Here is a 20296-nt window from a genome sequence, read left to right on the forward strand (position 1 = left end):
ATAAAGAGAGCCTTAAGCCATTGATAGGTGCTGTGGTAAAGCCTTACTTTACTTCGACACCAGCGGCTTGTAAGTCTGCATGGTAGGAAGAGCGTACCAGCGGGCCAGAAGCTGCTTGGGTAAAGCCCATTTTGTCGGCTTCCCGTTTAAACATGTCAAACTCTTCCGGTGTGACATAACGTTTGACCGGTAAATGGTGACGGCTTGGCTGTAAGTATTGACCTATCGTCAGCATATCCACATTGTGACGACGCAGGTCCTCCATAACCTCCAGAATTTCCTCATTGGTTTCACCTAACCCAACCATTAATCCAGACTTAGTACGCACGTCGGGGCGACGCTCTTTGTACTTCTTCAATAAGTCGAGAGACCATTGGTAGCTAGCGCCAGGGCGTGCAGCCCGGTACAAACGCGGGGCCGTTTCTAAGTTGTGGTTAAACACATCGGGAGCTTCCGCCTCCAAAATATCGAGAGCAACGTCCATGCGGCCACGGAAGTCTGGTACAAGAATTTCCACTTTAATGTCGGGGGTGCGGGCACGAATTTCTCGTACGCAGTCAGCAAAGTGCTGAGCACCGCCGTCGCGAAGGTCATCGCGGTCCACGGAGGTTATTACAACATAATTTACACCCATGTCAGCAATGGTTTCGCCTAGTTTTACTGCTTCCGTAGGGTCGACAGGTAAAGGACGACCATGAGCGACATCGCAGAAAGGACAACGGCGGGTGCAAATGGCGCCAAGTATCATAAAGGTTGCTGTACCGTGATTAAAACACTCAGGTAAGTTCGGGCAAGAAGCTTCTTCACATACGGAATGGAGGCCATGTTTGCGCATGGCTTTTTTAATATGATCGATGCGTTCGGTGCTGGCCGGTAAGCGAACTTTCAACCACTCAGGCTTGCGCAACATTTCTTCACGTTCAGTCGGTACCACTTGCACTGGAATAAGCGCCATTTTATCGGCGTCACGTAGTTTTACACCGGGCTGAATTTTAACTGGCTTGGACATAATCTTTCGCTAATCCCGTTTCTTGGGCCACTTCTGCATAGTGCAATTGAGCGGCGAAGTATTTAATAATGAGTTGTGCGGCTTCTTCTACTTGCGTTGGGCCCTGATGATCTGCCGTTTGCGTCATCACCATGCCGGCATAGCCACATGGATTAATGCGCATAAAAGGGCTTAAATCCATGTTCACGTTCAAAGCAAGGCCATGGAATGAGCAACCCCGGCGAATGCGTAAACCCAGGGAGCAAACTTTTTCTTCGCCAATGTACACTCCAGGAGCGTCGGGGCGAGGGGCTGATTCAATGCCATATTCAGCCAAGCTTGAAACGACGGTTTCTTCGATGGCAGAAACTAACCCGCGAACTCCAATTTTTAGTCGGCGGATATTGACCATAAAGTACACCACCAATTGACCAGGACCATGGTAGGTGACTTGGCCACCGCGATCGACAGGTACAACAGGGATGTCGCCAGGGGCTAGCAGGTGTTCTTGCTTGCCGGCCTGACCTTGAGTGAACACGGGCGGGTGCTCAACAATCCACAACTCATCGGCTGTGTCGTCATTTCGGTTGTCAGTGAAGGCCTGCATGGCTTCCCACGTGGGAACATAGTCTGCTCGGCCTAATTGACGAATGATAAGTTTTTTCATGGGACGATTATACCCTTCCAACAGCAGAACAACAGCCGTTGTTTATAAGCAGCTAAAGAACTCGGCGAACCCCGTCAATTGAGGCAAGGCGGTTATACAAGGCTTCTATTTGCTCCTTGCTTTCAACACGCACACGGATGCTCACTGAGTGGTAAGTGCCTTTACTAGAAGGGCGCGTTGTTGGCGCATAGTCCGCTGGAACATGCTGTTGCACAACAGCCACCACCTCGTCTGCGAGGTTGTCACGTGCTTCTGCTACGACCTTGTAAGTGAAGTCGCAGGGGAACTCGAGGTACTCATCGAATTTTGTATCCATGAAAGGTTACTCCTGAACAATATGAGGTCGGCGGTTACGAAATAATTCCGCTAACTGCTGAGTAATAGGGCCAATACTGCCGTTGTTAATTGTGGTAGAGCCAATGGTACCCACAGGCTGTACTTCACGTGTCGAGCTTGACAGAAAACACTCGTCTGCCTGCATGAGCTCGTCGAGGCTAAAGGCGGTTTCTTTCACCTCAATACCCGCGCTTTCAGCGAGCTCTAAAATCCATTCGCGTGTAATACCGCCCAGAATAAGCTCGTCGTTTGGCGGAGTATATAAACAGCCATCTTTGACCATAAAGTAGTTGCAGCTTGCCCCTTCGGTTACTCGACCATTGCGGTGCAAGAGAGGCTCAAAAGCACCGCGCTTTTTGGCTTCTTGTTTCAGCATAATGTTACCAAGCAAGCTAATGCTTTTAATATCGCAACGAAGCCAGCGAATATCTTCAAAAGGCTCAACATGCACCGGGTCCGGGGTTTCTACAGGAGGAACCCAGGGACTTGCTGTTGCCATAACCGTGGGGGTTAGTTCGCCTTCAGGTAAATGGTTACGAGGATACTCGGCTCCACGGGTCACTTGAATATACACAATGCCGTTAGCTTCAGGGGTAGACTCAGCAAGAGTTTGGCAAATGCTAAGCCACTCTTCACGCTGGTATGGGTTGTCAATGCCGACCTGAGCAAGCGAACGTTCAAGCCGTTCGTAGTGGTCGTCAAAGAGCAATGGGTACCCCGTATAAAAAGGCACAACTTCGTATACACCGTCGGCAAATAAAAAGCCGCGATCAAAAACAGAGACAACCGCTTCTTCAGGCTGACACCACTGTCCGTTTATAAATACATGACTCATTCGCTGCTAAACTTCTTTTTCAGGCTGTCCATAATACGTTTCATAAAGCCGCCACGCTCAACGGCGTGTAAACTGACGAGTGGGAAGCTTGCAATATCGTCACCATCTAAAGTGAGGTACACAGTCCCGAGGGCTTCACCTTTGGCTAATGGTGCTTCAAGAGGGCGGTCAAGAACAAAATTAGCTTCTAAATTTTGACGTTTCCCCTTTGGAATGGTGACGACCACGTCGTCTTGTACGCCAAGTTCAATATGGTCACGAGAACCACCCCAAATGCGTTGAGTCACAAAGACTTCGCCGGCTTCATAGGCGGTGACGGTTTCGTAGTAACGGAAACCATAGTTCAGTAGCTTCTTCGACTCAACCGCACGCGAACGCTCACTTTCAGCCCCCATCACCACAGTAATAAGGCGGGTGTCTTGGTCTGTTGCTGAAGTAATTAAACTATAGCCAGACTCACTTGTGTGGCCGGTTTTTACGCCATCAACATTGAGGCTTCGGTCCCACAACAGAGTATTTCGGTTGTATTGACGGATATCGTTATAAGTAAACTCGCGCTCGCTATGCAAGGCATAAGCTTCTGGTAGCTCACGTATTAAAGCCTGCGCAAGAAGCGCCATGTCATAGGCTGTGGTGACCTGACCCGGTGCGGGAAGCCCATGAGGGTTACGAAACACGGTATTGTGCATACCTATGCGCTCAGCATGGGTGTTCATTAGGTCAGCAAAGGCGTCGATACTGCCCGCGATATGTTCGGCCATGGCCACGGACGCGTCGTTCCCTGAGGACACCACAATGCCCCGCTGTAAGTCTGCAACAGGTACGGTTTTCCCCACTTCTATAAACATCAGCGAAGAGCCAGGGAAGTTACGCGCCCATGCGTCTTCACTGACAGTGACTAGGTCGTCTGGTTGAATGGTTCCGCGCTCTAGCTCTTTACCAATAATAAAGTTTGTCATGACTTTCGTTAAGCTGGCAGGCCCGTGGGGTTCATGCTCTGAGCTGGCGGCAATCACTTGGCCTGTTGTATAGTCCATTAAAACATAGCTGCGGGCATTCACAGACGGAGAAGGGGGAACAATGGCCGCTGCGGAGAAAGAAATCAAACTGACAGCGAGGGTGCCAGCGCGGGCTAATAATTTGAGGCCTGTGTTGTTCATCTGTTGGCAAACTCTCTTTTGGTTAATATGGGTTCGTCAAATTTATAAGGTGTAAACTGGGCGGATTATAACAGAAAGTTAGTGTGCTTCGGTACCGTTAACACTTTCTTGCGTTCGAAAAACACCGCTATATCCCGCTTCCGTTAATGTGTCTAGCCATCGTGCGGCTTCCAGCTCGGAGAAAGGACCAAGCAAGACTCTGTGTAGACCATCCCGTTCCACGATGGTTGCATTTAATTGGTGCCTTGCTGCCAGCTGTTGGCTAAGTTGTTGCGCATTTTCCTGGCTAGAAGTGGCTGTTACTTGCACATACAGCTGTTCAACTGCGGCTGTGTTAGTGCTGCTGTGGGGCACTTCCTTGCTCGCTGCAAGAGGGGGGGTCACCACCTCTATTTCGACATGTGCAGTGCCAGTTTCGGTTACCCCTAAGCGGTACGCAGCCGCATAAGACAAATCAATAATGCGGCCTGGGTGAAAGGGGCCACGGTCGTTTACCCGAACGATAGCTTCACGGCCATTGTCAAGGTTGGTCACTTTTACATAAATAGGTAAGGGCAAGGTTTTGTGTGCAGCTGTCATGCTAAACATATCGAAATACTCACCATTTGAAGTAAGGTGACCATGAAACTTTCGACCATACCAAGAGGCGATCCCTTGCTCTTTGTACCCTTGTACATTGTCAATAATTTGATAATGCTGCCCACGTAATGAGTAGGCACGATTACCTTGACGGCTATAGGGTTCATAACGTGGCACTGGATCAAGAATTTCTGCCGGTGTCGGTGTTCGTGTCGGGGCTGTGTCTTGTGCCATGCTATAACGGCTTTCCGAGTTGCTACAGGCTACCAGCATAAGGCTACAGACGAGTATTCCTAAACTTCTTTTTTGCATACTTAAAGCCCTTGCGCACCACGACGTAGCTGTTCAGATAATTGGTACACAACCATGGCATAAAGGGGACTGTGGTTATAGCGGGTGATGCTGTAAAAGTTTGGCAAAGCCACCCAGTAAGACGCTTCGTTGTTTTCTTCTTCAAACTTAAAGAGGCGTGCCTTTGTGCCGGGCGCGGCTTCCGTGGTAAACCGAATACCAGCGCTTTGTAGATCGGCAACAGTATGCGTTAGTTGTTGACCTCGGTTGGAAATAAAGGCTGATGTGTCTGTGGTAGCACCAACCCAAGCGGGGGTAGCAATGGGTTGTCCTGGTTGCCAGTGGTGCTTAGCAAAGTAGTTTGCCACACTGCCAATGGCGTCCACTGGATTCGTCAGTAAGTCGCGTTGGCCATCGCCGTCAAAGTCTACCGCATAAGCACGGTAGCTTGAGGAAATAAATTGACCATAGCCCATAGCACCCGCGTATGAGCCCATAAGCTCTGTTGGGTTGAGTTGCTCCTCTTGTGTTAGGGCTAAGAAGTGGCCGAGCTCGCTGCGGAAAAAGCGTGCGCGGGGTGGGTAGTGGAAGGCCAGAGTATATAATGCATCGAGCACTTTGTGGCGGCCCAAATACCCACCGTAGTAAGTTTCTACACCAATAATAGCCACAATAACTTCAGCAGGAACGCCGTAGGTTTGCTCGGCACGCTCCAGGGATTCTTTGTGCTCCTGCCAGAAAGCGAGCCCTTTTTCCAACCGCGACGGTGTTAAGAAGATGGGGTAGTACTGATACCAAGGCTTTGCTTCCCAGGGTGTGGTAATGGCTTCTAAAACAGCGTCGCTGACCTGCGCTTGAGCAAGAATGCGCTCGGCCTGTACGCGCGGTACTTGGTGCTTACTTTCTAGCTCTTGGTAAAACGTAGCATGCTGGCTATTTGCGGCTGCGGTTTCACTCGCTGTTGCTGTTAATGAAGGGGTCATCAAAAAGAAGCTAGCGAGCATCATAATAGGTTTCATACACATCCTTAATAACTCATAACAAGGCGCCTATGGGTGGCTATAGCCATTAGAATGCCAAATCCGGCCATCATAGTCACCATAGACGTACCGCCATAACTAATGAGAGGGAGGGGAACCCCCACGACAGGTAAAAGCCCGGAGACCATGCCGATATTCACCAACACATAAATAAAGAAGGTGAGGGTAATACTGCCACCGAGTAAACGCGAAAACATGCTTTGGGCGCGCACTGAAATAAGTAGGCCACGGGCAATCACAAAGCCGTATACGGCCAATAGGGTGATCACCCCCATTAAGCCAAATTCCTCACTAAAAACCGAGAAAATAAAGTCTGTATGGCGCTCAGGTAGGAACTCTAACTGCGACTGTGTGCCTTGCAACCAGCCTTTTCCTTCAATGCCCCCAGAGCCAATAGCTATTTTAGACTGGATAATATGGTAGCCAGCTCCTAAGGGGTCGCGCTCGGGGTTTAATAACGTTAATACGCGGCGACGCTGGTAGTCATGTAATCCAAATATCCACATTAAAGGTAAGCTGCAGGCCAGTATAAATAAGCCCGCGCCCATTACACGCCAACTCATTCCAGCAAGGAACAGAACAAAAACACCAGAAGAGACCACGAGAATGGCCGTACCTAAGTCGGGCTGTAAGAAAATGAGACCTGCGGGAAGAAGGGTCATGGCAATACCTATCGCCACGTGCCAGACGCGCACGGGGCTAGGGCAGCGGCAACAGTACCAGGCCACCATAAAGGGCACAGCAAGCTTGAGCATTTCTGAAGGCTGAATACGCGTAATGCCCAGGTCAAGCCAACGCTGTGCGCCTTTTCCTGTTACGCCAAGAATGAGCACAGCGACCAATAGAAGTACACCGAGCAGGTACAAAAAAACAGCCCAGGTTCGATAATGTTGGGGATTAACCTGAGCTACCAAGAGCAGGACAAAAAAGGACACGCCAATACGTGTCGCTTGTGCCCAAACATAGTCCATTTCTTGGCCGCTGGCACTATAAACAACAAACAAGCTGGTGACACATAAGGCCACTAAAGCGAGTAATAGCGGGCCATCGATGTGAATGCTTGCTAACCAAGGGTTACGATGACGCTCTTCATTCGTTAACATGCTGCACCTCTGCTTGTGGGCTCACTTCAGGCGGCTGGATTATCGACTTCGGGCGGTTATTTTCGCGCTGGTGAGCAAAGTAATAGTCCATGAGTTCTCGAGCCATAGGCGCTGCGTTGCTACCGCCGCCGCCTACGTTTTCTACCGCAATAGCGATCACAATCTCGGGCGACTCGACCGGTGCAAAGCCAATAAAGGTGGCGTTGTCGCGTAAGTGCTCGGCACGGTCTTCATTGCTGACACGGTTGTCATTTTCGTCTAAGGATATGGCGGCAACTTGCGCCGTACCTGTTTTACTAGCTACTGTGTATGTGGTTCCCTGATAGGCTCTGTGGGCAGTACCGCGTATATTGGTCACCACATGCTGCATGGCTGTTTTCACGGTTTGCCAATGGCTAGGGTCTTCTATGGTCATGGGAATATGTTCTGAAGGGGGATTGTAAACAACCCCCTCCGGCGTAGCAGTTGCCCGCAAGAAGCGAGGCACGAAACGGCGACCTTCACTGGCGAGTATTTGCGTACTGCTTGCCAGTTGCATTGGAGTGACGGTCCAGTAACTTTGCCCGATACCAACAGACACTGTTTCGCCTGCATACCAAGGCTCTCCAAAACGGCGGCGTTTCCAATGACGTGAAGGCATGAGTGCTGCATTTTCCTCATGGATATCAATACCGGTTCGTTCGCCAAAGCCGAGCTCCGTCATAAACTCGGAAATACGGTCGATGCCCAGCTGTAAAGCTAAGTCATAAAAGTAGGTGTTGCAGGATTCCACAATGGCTTTGTCTAAATCAACCCAGCCATGGCCATAGCGTCGCCAGTCACGGAACCGACGCTCCACACCATCAATTTGAAACCAACCCGGGTCCCAAATGCGTTTTTCAGGCGTGGTTGCCCCGTCGATTAAACCAAGTAACCCTATGTGTGGCTTGATGGTGGAAGCAGGTGGATAGCGACCCTGGGTAGCGCGGTTAATCAGTGGGTTGTTCGGGTTTTGCAGCAAGGAACGATACCGAGCCGACGAAATGCCACTGACAAACCAGTTGGGGTCGTAACTCGGGGCTGACGCCATAGCTAAGACACCACCTGTTTGCGCGTCTAACAGGACAATAGCCCCCCGATGGCCAGCAAGCAATTCGCTTGCTTTGCGTTGTAAAGCTCCGTCAAGCTCTAAATAAATGTCTTTTCCCGGGGTAGGCGGTGTGAAGTCGAGAGTACGGACAACGCGTCCGCGGTTGTTCACCTCAACAGTTTGATAGCCAACTTCCCCATGTAAAATGTTTTCATAGTAGCGCTCAATTCCCAATTTACCTATGGTGCGTGTGGCTGCGTAGTTTGCGTATTGTTCTTGCTCGCGCAAGCGGGTTACGTCTTCGGGGTTAATACGACCAACATAGCCAATTGCATGGGTAAATAAGTCGCCATGGGGGTAGTGGCGTTGCAAGCGTGCTTCTATGGAAACACCCGGGAAGTGATGTTGATGCGCTGAAAATCGCGCCACTTGCTCTTCCGTCAGATTGTCGGCAAAGGTCATTTGCGGAAACCTACGGTTATACCTTGGCTGACTTATAAATTGTGTAGCGGTTTCTTCCGGTAAATCGAGCAGGGAAACTAAGTCGTGCAAAGTGCTTTCTAGATTGTCGAGCTGCTCTGGGATAATTTCAATACTGTAGACGGGCGTATTCACAGCGAGAAGTTCACCGTGTCGGTCCATAATAAGACCCCGGTTGGGTGCCACGGGCAAAACCGTAATGCGGTTACTGTTCGATCGGTTTTGAAATTCTTGAAAACTGGTTACTTGTAAACGGTACAAGTTAATAAATAAAATAAGAAAGAAAAAAGTAACGATAACGAAGCTGGCAACAGCCCGGCGAAAAAACAGCTGAGCTTCGGCTTGATGGTTTCGAATGGCGACACGTTTTGCGTTCATGTTATTCGCGGTGGTATGGATGGTTGGTTAGCAGGCTCCAGGCACGAAACAACGCTTCCGCCATGACAACGCGAACCATCGGGTGGGGCAAGGTGAGCGGCGATAAGGACCACTTTTCGTCACTGGCTTGTTGGCAGGCTGCGGACAAGCCTTCTGGGCCACCGATTAAAAAGGCCACATCGCGACCGTCATGCTGCCAAGCTTGCATACGCTTCGCTAAGGTGTGCGTGCTCCAAGGCTTGCCTTCGACCTCCAGGGTGACAATACGCGCAGAGCGGGCTACTGCCTTCAGCATGCGCTCACCTTCTTTGTCCGTTAAGCGCTGAATGTCCGCGTTTTTACCCCGTTTACCCGCTGCAATTTCAATCAGCTCTAAACGCATATCAGCGGGGAAACGCTTGCTATACTCTTGAAAGCCTGCGGTTACCCAGGGCGGCATTTTTTGCCCGACAGCAATCATTTGTAACCGCATATCGGCTGATTACCCCCATAGTTTTTCGAGCTGGTAAAAGTCGCGGGTTTCTGGCTGCATCACGTGGACAATGACATCGCCAAAGTCGACCAATACCCATTCACCGTCGGACTCGCCCTCAGTGCTAATAGGTGGTACACCTGCATTTTTTGCTTCAACAGCAATATGCCCAGCAATACTGCGAGTGTGCGTGTTTGAAGTACCCGTACAAATAACAAGGAAGTCGGTAATGTCAGACATTTTTTGTACATCAAGAACCAAAATGTCACGAGCCTTTAAATCGTCGGCTTTGTTGACTATAAAATCGCGTAATACGTCAGCTTGCAATGCTTTAACCCCTAAATATTGAAAATGAGCCTAAGTTTACCACGAGTTGTGGCTCAGGGCAGCTATCGATATAGCTTCTGACTCTGAATATACGAGAAAGTTTCCGGGAATAAATTGCTGGGCGCCGGCTGGCCTGACTGCCATAGCTGTAACTGTTGCCGTAAGGCCGTAGCAGACACATTGGTCTCAGTCAGTTGGGGGAAATGAATGTTACTTTGCTGATGCATCCATTGGGTCACTTCAGGTGCCGCTTGGCTTGCGTGGTAACCGGGTCGCGGCAAAATAACCAAGTCTGCGTGTTGGTTTAATTCTTGCCACTGAAGCCAAGTATGCAGCGTAACCCAACTGTCCATACCCATAACAAAATATAATGCATGGTCAGGGTATGCGTCACGAAAGTATGAAAGGGTACTATGGGTACGTGAAGGCTTGCCTTGGCGTATTTCCCAGTCGTTTACCAGCAGTCTAGGGTCGCGAGCGGCCACCGCTTCAAGCATCGCTAATCGTTGCGCATTGGTGGCCTCCGGTTGAGCTCTGTGAGGTGGTTGGCAGGTGGGTAGCAAGTGCACTTGTTGCCACTGAAAAGTGTCAGCTAAGGTGATAAGAGGCTCAATATGGCCGCGATGGACTGGGTCGAAGGTGCCACCTAAAAAGGCAAGTCTAGGCTTAGTCGAAGTCATAATATGCGGTTGAATGGGCGTAGGGCATGAGCTTATTGGCGTGTTCGCTACGCAGCAGGGCAACGCCATAATGGGCAAACAAAACCATGACGTTATCGGGTGTTTGTCGTTTAATTGCTAGCTCCGCGCGCTCTATAAGGCTGACAAGTTGGTGATTTAACGCGGGCGTATAACGACGTGCTAAGGCTTCGTAAGCAGACTGTTGCTGTTGCCAAATACGTTCCCGCTGAAACAGCTCACGTGTCGACATGCCTCCAGCAAGGCAGCGTGCAAGTTGGTCAAGTACTTGCTGTGTTTTTGCCAGTGTCCACAGAATCAGTACAGGCTCTTCACCTGTTTCCGTAAGCCGCTCTAAGCAGTGTAAATATCGCTGTAAGCTACCTTCAAGTAGGGCATCTCGCAGGGTGAAAATATCATACCGGCTTTGGTCTGAGGAAGCGGCTACGAGCTCCTCGGCTAACCAAGGCTCTGTGCGCTCTGGCGCTTGTAAAGCTAGTTTCATAAGCTCTTGATCGAGGGCAAGTAGGTTGCCCTCATACCATTGCGCAAGCAACAAACAAGCGTCTTGAGAAAGCCTAACCTGATGATGCTGTGCACGTTGAGTAATATAACGCGGCAAACGCCCTTTGTCGGGAGCAAAAACAGGAACAAACACTCCCGCTTGTTGCAAGGCTTTAAACCACTTTGTGTTCTGTGTGGTTTTGGTGACGTGCTTACCACTTACAATGAGCAGTTGATCGGGCGACTGCTGACTAACAAATTGGCGCAAGACTTCACCGCCTTCACGCCCAGGGGCAGACTCAGGCAAGTACAGCTCAATGATTTGCTTGCTTGAGAACAGCGACTGCATCGAGCCTTCATTCAGAAAGTCTTGCCACTGAAATTCTTTGTCTTGGGTAAACTGCACCCGTTCGTCATAGCCTTGACGTTTAGCCACATCACGAATTAAGTCTAACTGCTGCTGGCGCAAGAAGGGGTCGTCTCCAAACACCAAGTAACATGGCTGGAGTGGCTGAGAAGATAAATGCTGCTCAAGTTGCTCTGCGCGCACCTGCATATTGCCTAATCCCGTAAATACTGGTTCATAAGAATGAGTGCGCGTTGTACAGCGTCACTGCGCATTTCACGAATGACCAGTTCGAATTCGCGGGTTTTTGCGAGCGCGAAATTCGGGTCGTCTTGGTAGTCGCGGCTAAGCTCTATGGTTTGTTCTTGCGCTTGGCCTGAAGCATGCACAAAGCGTATGGGTAACGTGTAAATAAACTCATACTCAGCAACTTGCCCAGAGGGGGTTAATGACAGAATGCGACGGTCGAGCTTTTCTTGCCCGACTTCTATTACGGGGGTGCCGTCTGAATAAGGCACAACAGCGATTTGACGTTGAGCGAGAGCGCGGCGCAAACCTGTTGCTACTTCGCTGCGTTTACTTGCTTGTACACTTACTTCCGTAAGGTTTTCGGGCACCTGGAAATTGCCACGGACATGAAACCCACAGGCAGAAAGAAAGCAGACAACTGCGCCTATGAAGAATAGGCGCAGTGTGTGTTGATAAGCAGCTCCGTGCATTTTAATTGGCAACTATATTAAGTAGCTTGCCTGGCACATAAATAACCTTACGAATGGTTTTGCCTTCAGTAAAGTTAGCCACTGAGCTTTCTGCGAAGGCTCGTGTTTCCAGGCTGGCTTGGTCAATATCTGCGGGCACGGTTAAGCGTGCACGCACCTTGCCGTTTACTTGCACCACAATGAGCTTTTCGTCTTCCACTAAAGCGGAGCTATCGACGCTTGGCCAAGACTCAAAGTTAAGGTCTGTGGTGTGACCGAGTGCCGCCCATAGCTTCTCACCGATATGCGGAGTAATAGGTGACAGCATAATAGTGATAGCTTCTAGAGCCTCTTGCATGACAGCTTTATCTTGCTCTGACGCAACAGGTGCTTTTTGCAAGTGGTTGCTTAGCTCCATAATGGCCGCAATAGCGGTATTAAAGTGCTGTCGACGGCCCATGTCGTCGGTTACTTTCTCAATGGTACGGTGCAGTTGGCGGCGCAGTGCCTTTTGTTCGCTGGTTAGGGCCGCAACATCTAAGGTCGCTGTGCCTGCGTGTGTTTGGAACTCGTATACTAAGCGCCATAAACGACGTAAGAAGCGGTGTGCACCTTCTACGCCCGAGTCTGACCATTCCAGAGTTAACTCTGGTGGTGCCGCGAACATCATAAATAAGCGCACCGTGTCGGCACCGTATTTATCGACCATGACTTGTGGGTCAATGCCGTTATTCTTCGACTTCGACATTTTACTGACGCCTGCATGCACCACAGGTTGGCCGTCAGACTTAAGAATGGCTTGCGTCATACCGCCTTTCTCGTCACGTTCAAAGTCGATGTCCAAAGGCGAATACCAGGTTTTACCGCCGCGCTCATCTTCACGGTAGAAACTATCGGCTAATACCATGCCTTGGCATAGCAGCTTTTTAAATGGTTCGTCAGACTCCACCAAGCCCGTGTCACGCAGCAACTTGTGGAAAAAGCGAGAGTAGAGCAGGTGCAATATAGCGTGTTCAATACCACCAATGTATTGGTCCACAGGCAACCAATAGTTGGCTTGCTCAGGGTTCAACATGCCATTTTCATAGCGTGGCGAGCAGTACCGCGCATAGTACCAAGAGGACTCCATAAAGGTGTCAAAAGTGTCTGTTTCGTGCTCTGCCGGTTGGCCATTCCAAGTGGTTTGGCGCCACTCAGTGTCTGACTTCAACGGCGAGTTAACGCCGTCCATGACCACGTCTTCTGGCAAGCGTACTGGCAAGTGGTCGTCAGGGACAGGAACAGAGTCGCCATTTGGCAAATTCAACATGGGAATAGGGGCACCCCAGTAACGCTGACGAGAAACACCCCAGTCACGTAACCGGTAATTTACTTGGCGCTCACCAATACCAAGGGACTCAAGCTTGTCAGCAATGGCGTCAAAGGCTGCTTGGAACTCAAGGCCATTGAAGTCGCCTGAGTTGATTAACCGGCCATGGTCGGTGAAAGCGCTTTCGGTAATGTCGTGCGTTCCTTCGAGAGGCTCGATCACCTCGGTAATGGGCAGCTGATACTTATGCGCAAACTCCCAGTCACGTTGGTCATGCGCAGGCACAGCCATAACAGCTCCTGTGCCGTAATGCATGAGCACAAAGTTGGCTACCCAAATGGGGATGGCCTTGCCTGTTAATGGGTGGGTTGCTGTGAAGCCTGTGTCGACACCAAGTTTTTCCATGGTGGCTAAGTCGGCTTCGGCAACGGTTTGCTGCTTACACTGGGCAATAAACTCAGCAACCTGGGTATTGTTTTCAGCAGCACGTAACGCCAGTGGGTGTTGGGCTGAAACGGCCATATAGGTAACACCGTAAAAGGTGTCAGGGCGGGTTGTATACACGGCAACCTGATCATCGCTGTCGTTGACGTTGAAGGTAATTTCAACCCCTTCAGAACGGCCAATCCAGTTACGCTGCATGGCTTTGACTTGCTCAGGCCAACCGTCGAGCTGGTCTAGGTCTTCGAGTAGTTCGTCCGCATAATCCGTAATACGCACAAACCACTGTGGAATTTCTTTTTGCTCCACAAAAGCACCAGAGCGCCACCCACGGCCATCAATCACTTGCTCGTTGGCCAGTACGGTTTGGTCGACAGGGTCCCAGTTGACGGTGGCATTCTTTTTGTAAACAAGGCCTTTCTCATACAGACGGGTAAAGAACCATTGCTCCCAACGGTAATACTCTGGGTGACATGTTGCAATTTCACGGTGCCAGTCGTAGCCAAAACCAAGTGTTTTTAACTGGGTACGCATACCGTCGATATTTTTATAGGTCCACTTTGCGGGTGCCGTTTTATTTTGAATTGCTGCGTTTTCAGCAGGCAAGCCAAAGGCGTCCCAGCCGATGGGATGAAGGACATTCTTTCCTTGCAAACGCTGGTAGCGTGAAACCACGTCAGAGAGCGTGTAGTTTCGGACATGCCCCATATGTAAATTCCCGCTGGGGTAGGGGAACATAGACAAGCAATAGAATTTTTCTTTGCTTGGGTCTTCAGTGACATGAAATGTTTGCTCTTTTTCCCAGCGCGCTTGGACTTCTGCCTCAATTACATTGGGCTGATATTGTTCTTCAATTCTTTTTGTCATCGACATACAACCTATAGGTGTCGGTATACGTTAATAAGGGCGTGTGCTTAAGATAAATTCATTGCAAGAAGCAATACAAGTGCACTAACTACGCCGGAAATACCAAAAAATGCATATTCAACAAGGCGTTCGCCACGGGCTTCTTTCGTTTCGCCTTCAGTGGTTGCTGGGAGTAGCATCATAATCAGGCTAGAAATACCTAATCCAGCGGTTGCAACCATACCTGTGAATAATACAGCTTGAAGTAAATCGTTCATGGGTTTGTTTCCTTGATCAAGAAATTCAAAATTTGTAACAGTTTATCGGCTTTCACACGCCTTGACTATTCTTTCAGTTGGTTTCTGCGTAGGCAACTAAAACCAAAAAACAGAAGGGCCAATAGCCATGCACTTGAAGCACCCCAGCGAGTATACCACGTTGTGCCTTCGACGAGGGGGACATAGGCCGCTGCAACCCCAGTACTAAACTGTGGAAGTTGTTTAATAACATAACCTTGATGGTCAATAACAGCGGTAATGCCATTGTTGGTTGCACGGAGAAGGGGGCGGCCAAATTCCCGTGCTCGCATACGGGCAACTTCAAAGTGTTGATGAGGCCCATGGGAGGCACCAAACCAGGTGTCGTTACTGACGGTCAGTAACAGTTGTGTGTGTTCCTGCAGTTGGCGCCTTATATACCCGCTAAAAGCCACTTCGTAACATACGTTCGCAGCAATTTGCAGGGAGTCTGACACTAAGTTTTCTTGTGTAGGCATGCCTCGGCTAAACGAAGACATAGGCAAATTAAACAATGGCGCGATAGGGCGAAGCAAGGACTCAAAGGGAACAAACTCGCCAATTGGTAGAAGCTTGTGCTTGCTATAACGGTTTTTATTTTGCCAGTAATAGGGCTGTTGTGCGTCGCCAAGCACCACAATGCTGTTGTAAAACTGCTGAGAGTCGGGGTGGTAGTCGATGATGCCACTAATAACATTGGTGCCCGCATGTCCAGCCTGTTGAGCAAAAGCTGTTAACGCTGCTTGGGCCGTTGGCTCGATAAAAGTAATGGCTGACTCAGGCCACACCACCAAGTCGTATTCACCTAATAAGGGTTCAGTGAGCGTTTTATAATGCAGAAAGTTCGGCCATTCTTGAGCCTTATCCCACTTCAGCTCTTGCTTAATGTTACCTTGCACGAGGGCTACTTTTGAGGTCTCACCGGTCACCTGCATGGGGTTGATAGAGGAGCTAAAGGCAGCAAGAGCATAGAGAAGAACAGGTGCAATAAACCATTCTAAGCGCTTACTCAGGGCTACATAGGCGAAACTAATGGCAATAATAAAAACAACCAGTGTTAATCCTATTTCGCCAATATGTGGTGCAAAACTCGCAAACAGCGTGTTCGACTGTGTGTAGCCTATACCAAGCCAAGGGAACCCGGTGAAGGCCCAGCCCCGGATAAGCTCGGTAAACAACCAAATAAAGGGGAACGCAAAAAGCCCATAGCCGTTCAGCCGCAGCCGTGCTTTAAGCCAGAGCCAACTGGCAAGTGCGGGATAAAGAGCAAGATACGAGAAAAACAGGAGCATTAACAACAGCGAGGCCACCATAGGCAAGCCACCAAAGGTGTCGATGCTGACAAATACCCAACTGACCCCCGTGCCGAACCATCCCATGCCGAAAGCAAAGCCGGTGAAAGCTGCCTGCCGCGGGGTTTGGCTACGAACCAGCAGAAGCAGCCAAGCGGCAATGGCCAATGGGGCAAGCCAGCCTTGCTGAAAAGGAGCGTAGGCAAACAGCATGACTGCGCCGGCTAAAAAAGCCAACGCATACCGTGTGTTCGGATGTTGTAAGTTGGGAATAAAGGTTTTCTTATTCAGTTGCATTTAACTCGCTGCCTATTTCAGACACCTGGAGTTGTTGGATGCGGCGACGGTCTGCGGCGGTTACTTTAAACTTGAATTTGCCAATTTCTACAAACTCGCCTATTTCGGGTAAGTGTCCAAAGGCTTGTGCCACAATACCACCAACCGTGTCATGTTCTTCGTCGGGAAAATTGGTTTTAAAATAGTCGTTGAAGTCGTCAATAGGCGTGAGGGCTTTTACAGAATAGCGGGACGAACTAATACGCCTTATGTCTGCGCGGGTGTCTTCGTCATCTGTTTCGTCTTCAATCTCACCGACAATTTCTTCTAGTACGTCTTCAATGGTCACGAGACCAGAAACACCACCGTATTCATCAACGACAATGGCCATGTGGTAACGTTTACTTTGAAATTCTTTAAGTAAGGCGTCAACCCGTTTGCTTTCAGGCACTATCACGGCTGTACGCATGACATCTTTCATGACAAAAGGCTCTGTGGACATGCCAAAGCCATAAGGAATAAGGTCTTTTGCCAGCAAAATCCCTTCAATATGGTCTTTATTTTCACTGACCACAGGGTACCGGGAATGTTGGGTTTGAATTACGATAGGCAGAAACTCTTGCGGGCTCTGACTTTTGTCTATCGTTACCATTTGAGAGCGGGGTACCATGATGTCGCGTACTTTTAACTCAGAAACATCGAGCACACCTTCGATCATCTCTTTTGTGCCCGTGTCTATAACATCGCGATCCTCGGCGTCTTGAATGAGGTCTACGAGGTCTTCGCGGCAGCTTGGCTCGGCCATAAAACTATGTAAAAGCCTGCTAGCCCATGATTTTTTCGTCGATTGTCCAGATGGGGGGTGGTCATCGCTCATGACGAAGTACTATTCCTTATATAATGGTTCGTTATGTGAAACTGCTAAATATGGATCCGGTATGCTGAACTCACGAAGAATACGCCGTTCTAATTCTTCCATTTCTTCAGCTTCTGTATCCGTTATATGGTCATAACCAAGCAAATGCAAGGTGCCGTGTATCAGCATATGCGCCCAATGGTGGGCCAATGGCTTACCTTGCTGCTCCGCTTCTTGTGCAACCACAGGGGCACAAATGACTAAGTCACCAAGTAACCGTACCTCGAGGGGCACATCTGTGTCCATGGCAAAAGACAGCACATTGGTTGGTTTGTCTTTTTGCCGATAGGTGGCATTTAAACTTTGGCTTTCTGCTTCGTCTACAACGCGCACGGTCAGCTCTGCTTGGGGTATTTCTTGTTGCTTTAATACAGCCGCAACCCACTGGCTCATACTCTCGAGGGAAGGAATATGGGCGTACTCTGTGGCTCTTTGCAAATCAATCAGGGCGTTCATGAGCGCCTCCTGCTTGCTGTACTTTCTTTTTCTTATCGAACACGTCGTAGGCTTGCACAATACGCTGCACAACAGGGTGTCTTACCACATCTGTTGCGGTAAAGAAGGTAAAGCTAATATCTTCAACGTCATGCAATATTTCAATGGCTTGGCGTAAGCCTGAACGCTGGCCACGTGGTAAATCCACTTGTGTAATATCGCCCGTAATAATGGCTTTTGAGTTAAAGCCGATACGGGTTAAAAACATTTTCATTTGTTCTGGCGTGGTATTTTGGCTTTCATCTAAAATAATGAAGGCGTCATTTAAGGTGCGCCCTCGCATATACGCCAAAGGGGCAACTTCAATGACGTTACGCTCGATAAGTCGCTCGACTTTTTCAAACCCAAGCATTTCAAACAAAGCGTCGTACAAGGGCCGTAAATAAGGGTCAACTTTTTGTGCTAAATCCCCAGGCAAGAACCCTAGTTTTTCCCCAGCTTCTACTGCAGGGCGGGTTAATAAAATACGACGTACTTCTTGGCGTTCTAACGCGTCCACGGCAGCGGCCACCGCGAGGTAGGTTTTTCCTGTCCCGGCAGGCCCGATACCAAAATTAATGTCGTGGTTCAAAATAGCGCGTACATAACTTTGTTGGTTCGGATTGCGAGGTTTCACTAAGCCGCGTTTAGTTTTAATGGTGGTTTGCTGGTCTTCAACAAACTCCACGTCTTGCTCCAGCGCTTTGCTTGCTTGAATGGCCATGTGCACTTGGTCTGGCTCTATGTCTGCAGCTTTTCCCTTCACAGGCGCTGTTTCTATGTAGAGATCGCGCAAGATCTGGCTGGCGCTTAATCGGCCCATAGGCGGGCCGATAATTTCGAAATGATTGTCGCGGTAATGAATATCCACGCCAAGCCGACGTTCAATGTGCTTGATATTGTCGTCGAACGGGCCGCAAAGACTTGCCAGTCTTTTACTGTCTGAGGGTTCTAAATAAATCTCAAAGGTATCCGGTTTACTACTCAATCAAGCTCTCCAAATGTGTTTAAGGAACAAACTGAACAACGCCAATGTCATCGGCTAGGTCGGTTTTTCGCTGTAAAATCGACTGTGGCGACATGCTAATACGTAAGCCCATGTCGGCTTCTTCACGAACCAATTCACCTCGTAAGGAGTTTGGACGCGCTTCAGTAATACGCACGTCAACAAACTTCCCTATCATGTCAGGGCGTCCTTCAAAGTTGACCACACGGTTGTTCTCGGTGCGTCCAGCAAGCTCCATCGGGTTCTTTTTAGAAGGGCCTATGACCAAAATACGCTGTTCTGTGTCTAACATTTGGCGTGCATGGCGCTGAGCTTGTTGGTTAATTCTGTCTTGCAAAATTTGCAGGCGTTGCTTTTTCACCTCATCGCTTACGTCGTCAGGTAAGTCGGCAGCAGGTGTGCCAGGACGCGCGCTGTAGATAAAGCTAAAGCTCATATCGAAGTCGATGTCTTGAATTAAGTCCATGGTTTGCTGGAAGTCCGCATCGGTTTCGCCAGGGAAGCCGATAATAAAGTCTGAAGACATAGCAATGTTAGGGCGGACTTTTCTTAGTTTCCGAATTTGCGATTTGTATTCAAGTGCCATGTGGCCACGCTTCATTAACGCGAGTATTCGGTCGGAACCACTCTGTACAGGTAGGTGCAAATGGCTGACTAATTCAGGAATAGTTTCGTAAGCTGCAATAATGTCATCGGTAAATTCAACCGGATGCGACGTGGTATAACGAATTCGGTCGATACCATCAATGGCGGCTACTAAGTGTAATAACTCAGCGAATGTGCACTCAGTTCCATCGTGGTTTTCGCCTAAGTAGGCATTCACATTTTGGCCTAGTAAGTTGACTTCACGCACGCCTTGCTCGGCCAATTGGGCAATTTCAAACAAGACATCGTCAACGGGCCGGCTGACTTCTTCACCGCGGGTGTAAGGTACAACACAGAACGTGCAGTATTTGCTACAGCCTTCCATAATAGACACGAATGCACTAGGGCCTTCAGCGACGGGCTCGGGTAAACGATCAAACTTTTCTATTTCTGGAAAGGAAACGTCGATAACGGAACCCTCGCCAGACTCAAGCTGTGCCAGCATGCTCGGTAGGCGATGTAAAGTTTGCGGACCAAACACAAGGTCGACAAAAGGCGCACGGGAACGAATGGCAGCTCCTTCTTGGGAAGCTACGCAGCCACCTACACCAATGACTAAACCGGGCTTTTCGTCTTTCAAGTTTTTCCAACGGCCCAGTTGGTGGAACACTTTTTCTTGTGCTTTTTCACGTATTGAGCAAGTGTTCAGCAGCAGCAAATCAGCGTCCTCTGGCTCAGCGGTTGGCTCGTATCCAAGCTGTGCGTGTAATAGGTCGGCCATTTTGCTCGAGTCATACTCGTTCATTTGGCAGCCCCATGTTTTGATATAGACTTTCTTTGCCATGCGATTCACTTTACCTTGCTTACGTTCAAAAAGGGGGGCCATTTTACCTTGTTCCAAGCTG

At 49.4% G+C, this 20296-nt stretch carries 21 protein-coding genes; all 21 read right to left on the reverse strand.

The annotated features are described in order from the left end of the window. Window positions 1-43 precede the first annotated feature (43 nt). Complete coding sequence (gene lipA / locus CWE15_RS01375; protein ID WP_126756264.1) at window positions 44-1009, reverse strand: lipoyl synthase; 966 nt, start codon at window positions 1007-1009, stop codon at window positions 44-46. Further along, a complete protein-coding gene (gene lipB, locus CWE15_RS01380; RefSeq protein WP_126756265.1) occupies window positions 993-1655 on the reverse strand; it encodes a lipoyl(octanoyl) transferase LipB in 663 nt (220 codons plus the stop codon). Before lipB ends, lipA begins: the two co-directional genes overlap by 17 nt. 52 nt (window positions 1656-1707) lie before the next feature. Continuing rightward, a complete protein-coding gene (gene ybeD / locus CWE15_RS01385) occupies window positions 1708-1971 on the reverse strand; it encodes a DUF493 family protein YbeD (protein WP_126756266.1) in 264 nt (87 codons plus the stop codon). A gap of 6 nt (window positions 1972-1977) precedes the next feature. After that, on the reverse strand, window positions 1978-2826 hold the full coding sequence (locus CWE15_RS01390) for a D-amino acid aminotransferase (RefSeq protein WP_126756267.1): 849 nt from the start codon (window positions 2824-2826) through the stop codon (window positions 1978-1980). Next, window positions 2823-3986 (reverse strand): D-alanyl-D-alanine carboxypeptidase family protein, encoded by a 1164-nt coding sequence (locus CWE15_RS01395; RefSeq protein ID WP_126756268.1) that lies wholly within the window; start codon window positions 3984-3986, stop codon window positions 2823-2825. The genes CWE15_RS01390 and CWE15_RS01395 overlap by 4 nt, the downstream gene beginning before the upstream one ends. 78 nt (window positions 3987-4064) lie before the next feature. After that, window positions 4065-4877 (reverse strand): septal ring lytic transglycosylase RlpA family protein, encoded by an 813-nt coding sequence (locus CWE15_RS01400; RefSeq protein WP_126756269.1) that lies wholly within the window; start codon window positions 4875-4877, stop codon window positions 4065-4067. A 2-nt stretch (window positions 4878-4879) separates the two neighbouring features. Continuing rightward, the gene (mltB, locus tag CWE15_RS01405; protein WP_241971826.1) at window positions 4880-5875 is read right to left on the reverse strand and encodes a lytic murein transglycosylase B; all 996 of its coding nucleotides are present in this window, start codon (window positions 5873-5875) and stop codon (window positions 4880-4882) included. Window positions 5876-5883: 8 nt separating this feature from the next. Then, window positions 5884-6999 carry a rod shape-determining protein RodA gene (gene rodA, locus CWE15_RS01410; protein ID WP_126756270.1) on the reverse strand — a complete coding sequence of 372 codons (1116 nt, stop codon included), beginning with the start codon at window positions 6997-6999 and terminating at the stop codon, window positions 5884-5886. Then, complete coding sequence (mrdA, locus tag CWE15_RS01415; RefSeq protein ID WP_126756271.1) at window positions 6986-8926, reverse strand: penicillin-binding protein 2; 1941 nt, start codon at window positions 8924-8926, stop codon at window positions 6986-6988. Before mrdA ends, rodA begins: the two co-directional genes overlap by 14 nt. Window position 8927: 1 nt before the next feature. Beyond that, window positions 8928-9398, reverse strand: coding sequence for a 23S rRNA (pseudouridine(1915)-N(3))-methyltransferase RlmH (rlmH, locus tag CWE15_RS01420; RefSeq protein WP_126756272.1), 471 nt, complete (start codon window positions 9396-9398; stop codon window positions 8928-8930). A 9-nt stretch (window positions 9399-9407) separates the two neighbouring features. Then, window positions 9408-9725 (reverse strand): ribosome silencing factor, encoded by a 318-nt coding sequence (gene rsfS, locus CWE15_RS01425; RefSeq protein ID WP_126756273.1) that lies wholly within the window; start codon window positions 9723-9725, stop codon window positions 9408-9410. A 62-nt stretch (window positions 9726-9787) separates the two neighbouring features. After that, window positions 9788-10405 carry a nicotinate (nicotinamide) nucleotide adenylyltransferase gene (gene nadD / locus CWE15_RS01430; RefSeq protein WP_157980689.1) on the reverse strand — a complete coding sequence of 206 codons (618 nt, stop codon included), beginning with the start codon at window positions 10403-10405 and terminating at the stop codon, window positions 9788-9790. Further along, the gene (holA, locus tag CWE15_RS01435) at window positions 10392-11462 is read right to left on the reverse strand and encodes a DNA polymerase III subunit delta (protein WP_126756275.1); all 1071 of its coding nucleotides are present in this window, start codon (window positions 11460-11462) and stop codon (window positions 10392-10394) included. The genes nadD and holA overlap by 14 nt, the downstream gene beginning before the upstream one ends. Window positions 11463-11467: 5 nt before the next feature. After that, the gene (locus CWE15_RS01440; protein ID WP_157980690.1) at window positions 11468-11869 is read right to left on the reverse strand and encodes an LPS-assembly lipoprotein LptE; all 402 of its coding nucleotides are present in this window, start codon (window positions 11867-11869) and stop codon (window positions 11468-11470) included. Window positions 11870-11972: 103 nt separating this feature from the next. Beyond that, window positions 11973-14555 (reverse strand): leucine--tRNA ligase, encoded by a 2583-nt coding sequence (leuS, locus tag CWE15_RS01445; protein ID WP_126756837.1) that lies wholly within the window; start codon window positions 14553-14555, stop codon window positions 11973-11975. 59 nt (window positions 14556-14614) lie between these two features. Beyond that, window positions 14615-14824 (reverse strand): hypothetical protein, encoded by a 210-nt coding sequence (locus CWE15_RS01450; RefSeq protein WP_126756277.1) that lies wholly within the window; start codon window positions 14822-14824, stop codon window positions 14615-14617. A 65-nt stretch (window positions 14825-14889) separates the two neighbouring features. Beyond that, a complete protein-coding gene (gene lnt, locus CWE15_RS01455; RefSeq protein WP_126756278.1) occupies window positions 14890-16431 on the reverse strand; it encodes an apolipoprotein N-acyltransferase in 1542 nt (513 codons plus the stop codon). Beyond that, a complete protein-coding gene (locus CWE15_RS01460; protein ID WP_126756279.1) occupies window positions 16418-17287 on the reverse strand; it encodes an HlyC/CorC family transporter in 870 nt (289 codons plus the stop codon). Before CWE15_RS01460 ends, lnt begins: the two co-directional genes overlap by 14 nt. 9 nt (window positions 17288-17296) lie before the next feature. Next, window positions 17297-17782 carry an rRNA maturation RNase YbeY gene (ybeY, locus tag CWE15_RS01465; RefSeq protein WP_126756280.1) on the reverse strand — a complete coding sequence of 162 codons (486 nt, stop codon included), beginning with the start codon at window positions 17780-17782 and terminating at the stop codon, window positions 17297-17299. After that, a complete protein-coding gene (locus CWE15_RS01470; protein WP_126756281.1) occupies window positions 17766-18788 on the reverse strand; it encodes a PhoH family protein in 1023 nt (340 codons plus the stop codon). The genes ybeY and CWE15_RS01470 overlap by 17 nt, the downstream gene beginning before the upstream one ends. Window positions 18789-18807: 19 nt before the next feature. Next, a complete protein-coding gene (miaB, locus tag CWE15_RS01475) occupies window positions 18808-20235 on the reverse strand; it encodes a tRNA (N6-isopentenyl adenosine(37)-C2)-methylthiotransferase MiaB (RefSeq protein ID WP_126756282.1) in 1428 nt (475 codons plus the stop codon). Window positions 20236-20296: the final 61 nt, after the last annotated feature.

Origin of the sequence: Aliidiomarina taiwanensis (assembly GCF_003987015.1) — a bacterium.
GTDB lineage: Bacteria > Pseudomonadota > Gammaproteobacteria > Enterobacterales > Alteromonadaceae > Aliidiomarina > Aliidiomarina taiwanensis.

Excerpts from the sequence above, each read along its gene's own strand:
- lipA (WP_126756264.1), bottom strand. The coding sequence starts at position 1,009 with ATGTCCAAGCCAGTTAAAATTCAGCCCGGTGTAAAACTACGTGACGCC.
- lipB (WP_126756265.1), bottom strand. The coding sequence starts at position 1,655 with ATGAAAAAACTTATCATTCGTCAATTAGGCCGAGCAGACTATGTTCCC.
- ybeD (WP_126756266.1), bottom strand. The coding sequence starts at position 1,971 with ATGGATACAAAATTCGATGAGTACCTCGAGTTCCCCTGCGACTTCACT.
- CWE15_RS01390 (WP_126756267.1), bottom strand. The coding sequence starts at position 2,826 with ATGAGTCATGTATTTATAAACGGACAGTGGTGTCAGCCTGAAGAAGCG.
- CWE15_RS01395 (WP_126756268.1), bottom strand. The coding sequence starts at position 3,986 with ATGAACAACACAGGCCTCAAATTATTAGCCCGCGCTGGCACCCTCGCT.
- CWE15_RS01400 (WP_126756269.1), bottom strand. The coding sequence starts at position 4,877 with ATGCAAAAAAGAAGTTTAGGAATACTCGTCTGTAGCCTTATGCTGGTA.
- mltB (WP_241971826.1), bottom strand. The coding sequence starts at position 5,875 with ATGAAACCTATTATGATGCTCGCTAGCTTCTTTTTGATGACCCCTTCA.
- rodA (WP_126756270.1), bottom strand. The coding sequence starts at position 6,999 with ATGTTAACGAATGAAGAGCGTCATCGTAACCCTTGGTTAGCAAGCATT.
- mrdA (WP_126756271.1), bottom strand. The coding sequence starts at position 8,926 with ATGAACGCAAAACGTGTCGCCATTCGAAACCATCAAGCCGAAGCTCAG.
- rlmH (WP_126756272.1), bottom strand. The coding sequence starts at position 9,398 with ATGCGGTTACAAATGATTGCTGTCGGGCAAAAAATGCCGCCCTGGGTA.
- nadD (WP_157980689.1), bottom strand. The coding sequence starts at position 10,405 with ATGACTTCGACTAAGCCTAGACTTGCCTTTTTAGGTGGCACCTTCGAC.
- holA (WP_126756275.1), bottom strand. The coding sequence starts at position 11,462 with ATGCAGGTGCGCGCAGAGCAACTTGAGCAGCATTTATCTTCTCAGCCA.
- CWE15_RS01450 (WP_126756277.1), bottom strand. The coding sequence starts at position 14,824 with ATGAACGATTTACTTCAAGCTGTATTATTCACAGGTATGGTTGCAACC.
- lnt (WP_126756278.1), bottom strand. The coding sequence starts at position 16,431 with ATGCAACTGAATAAGAAAACCTTTATTCCCAACTTACAACATCCGAAC.
- CWE15_RS01460 (WP_126756279.1), bottom strand. The coding sequence starts at position 17,287 with ATGAGCGATGACCACCCCCCATCTGGACAATCGACGAAAAAATCATGG.
- ybeY (WP_126756280.1), bottom strand. The coding sequence starts at position 17,782 with ATGAACGCCCTGATTGATTTGCAAAGAGCCACAGAGTACGCCCATATT.
- miaB (WP_126756282.1), bottom strand. The coding sequence starts at position 20,235 with ATGGCAAAGAAAGTCTATATCAAAACATGGGGCTGCCAAATGAACGAG.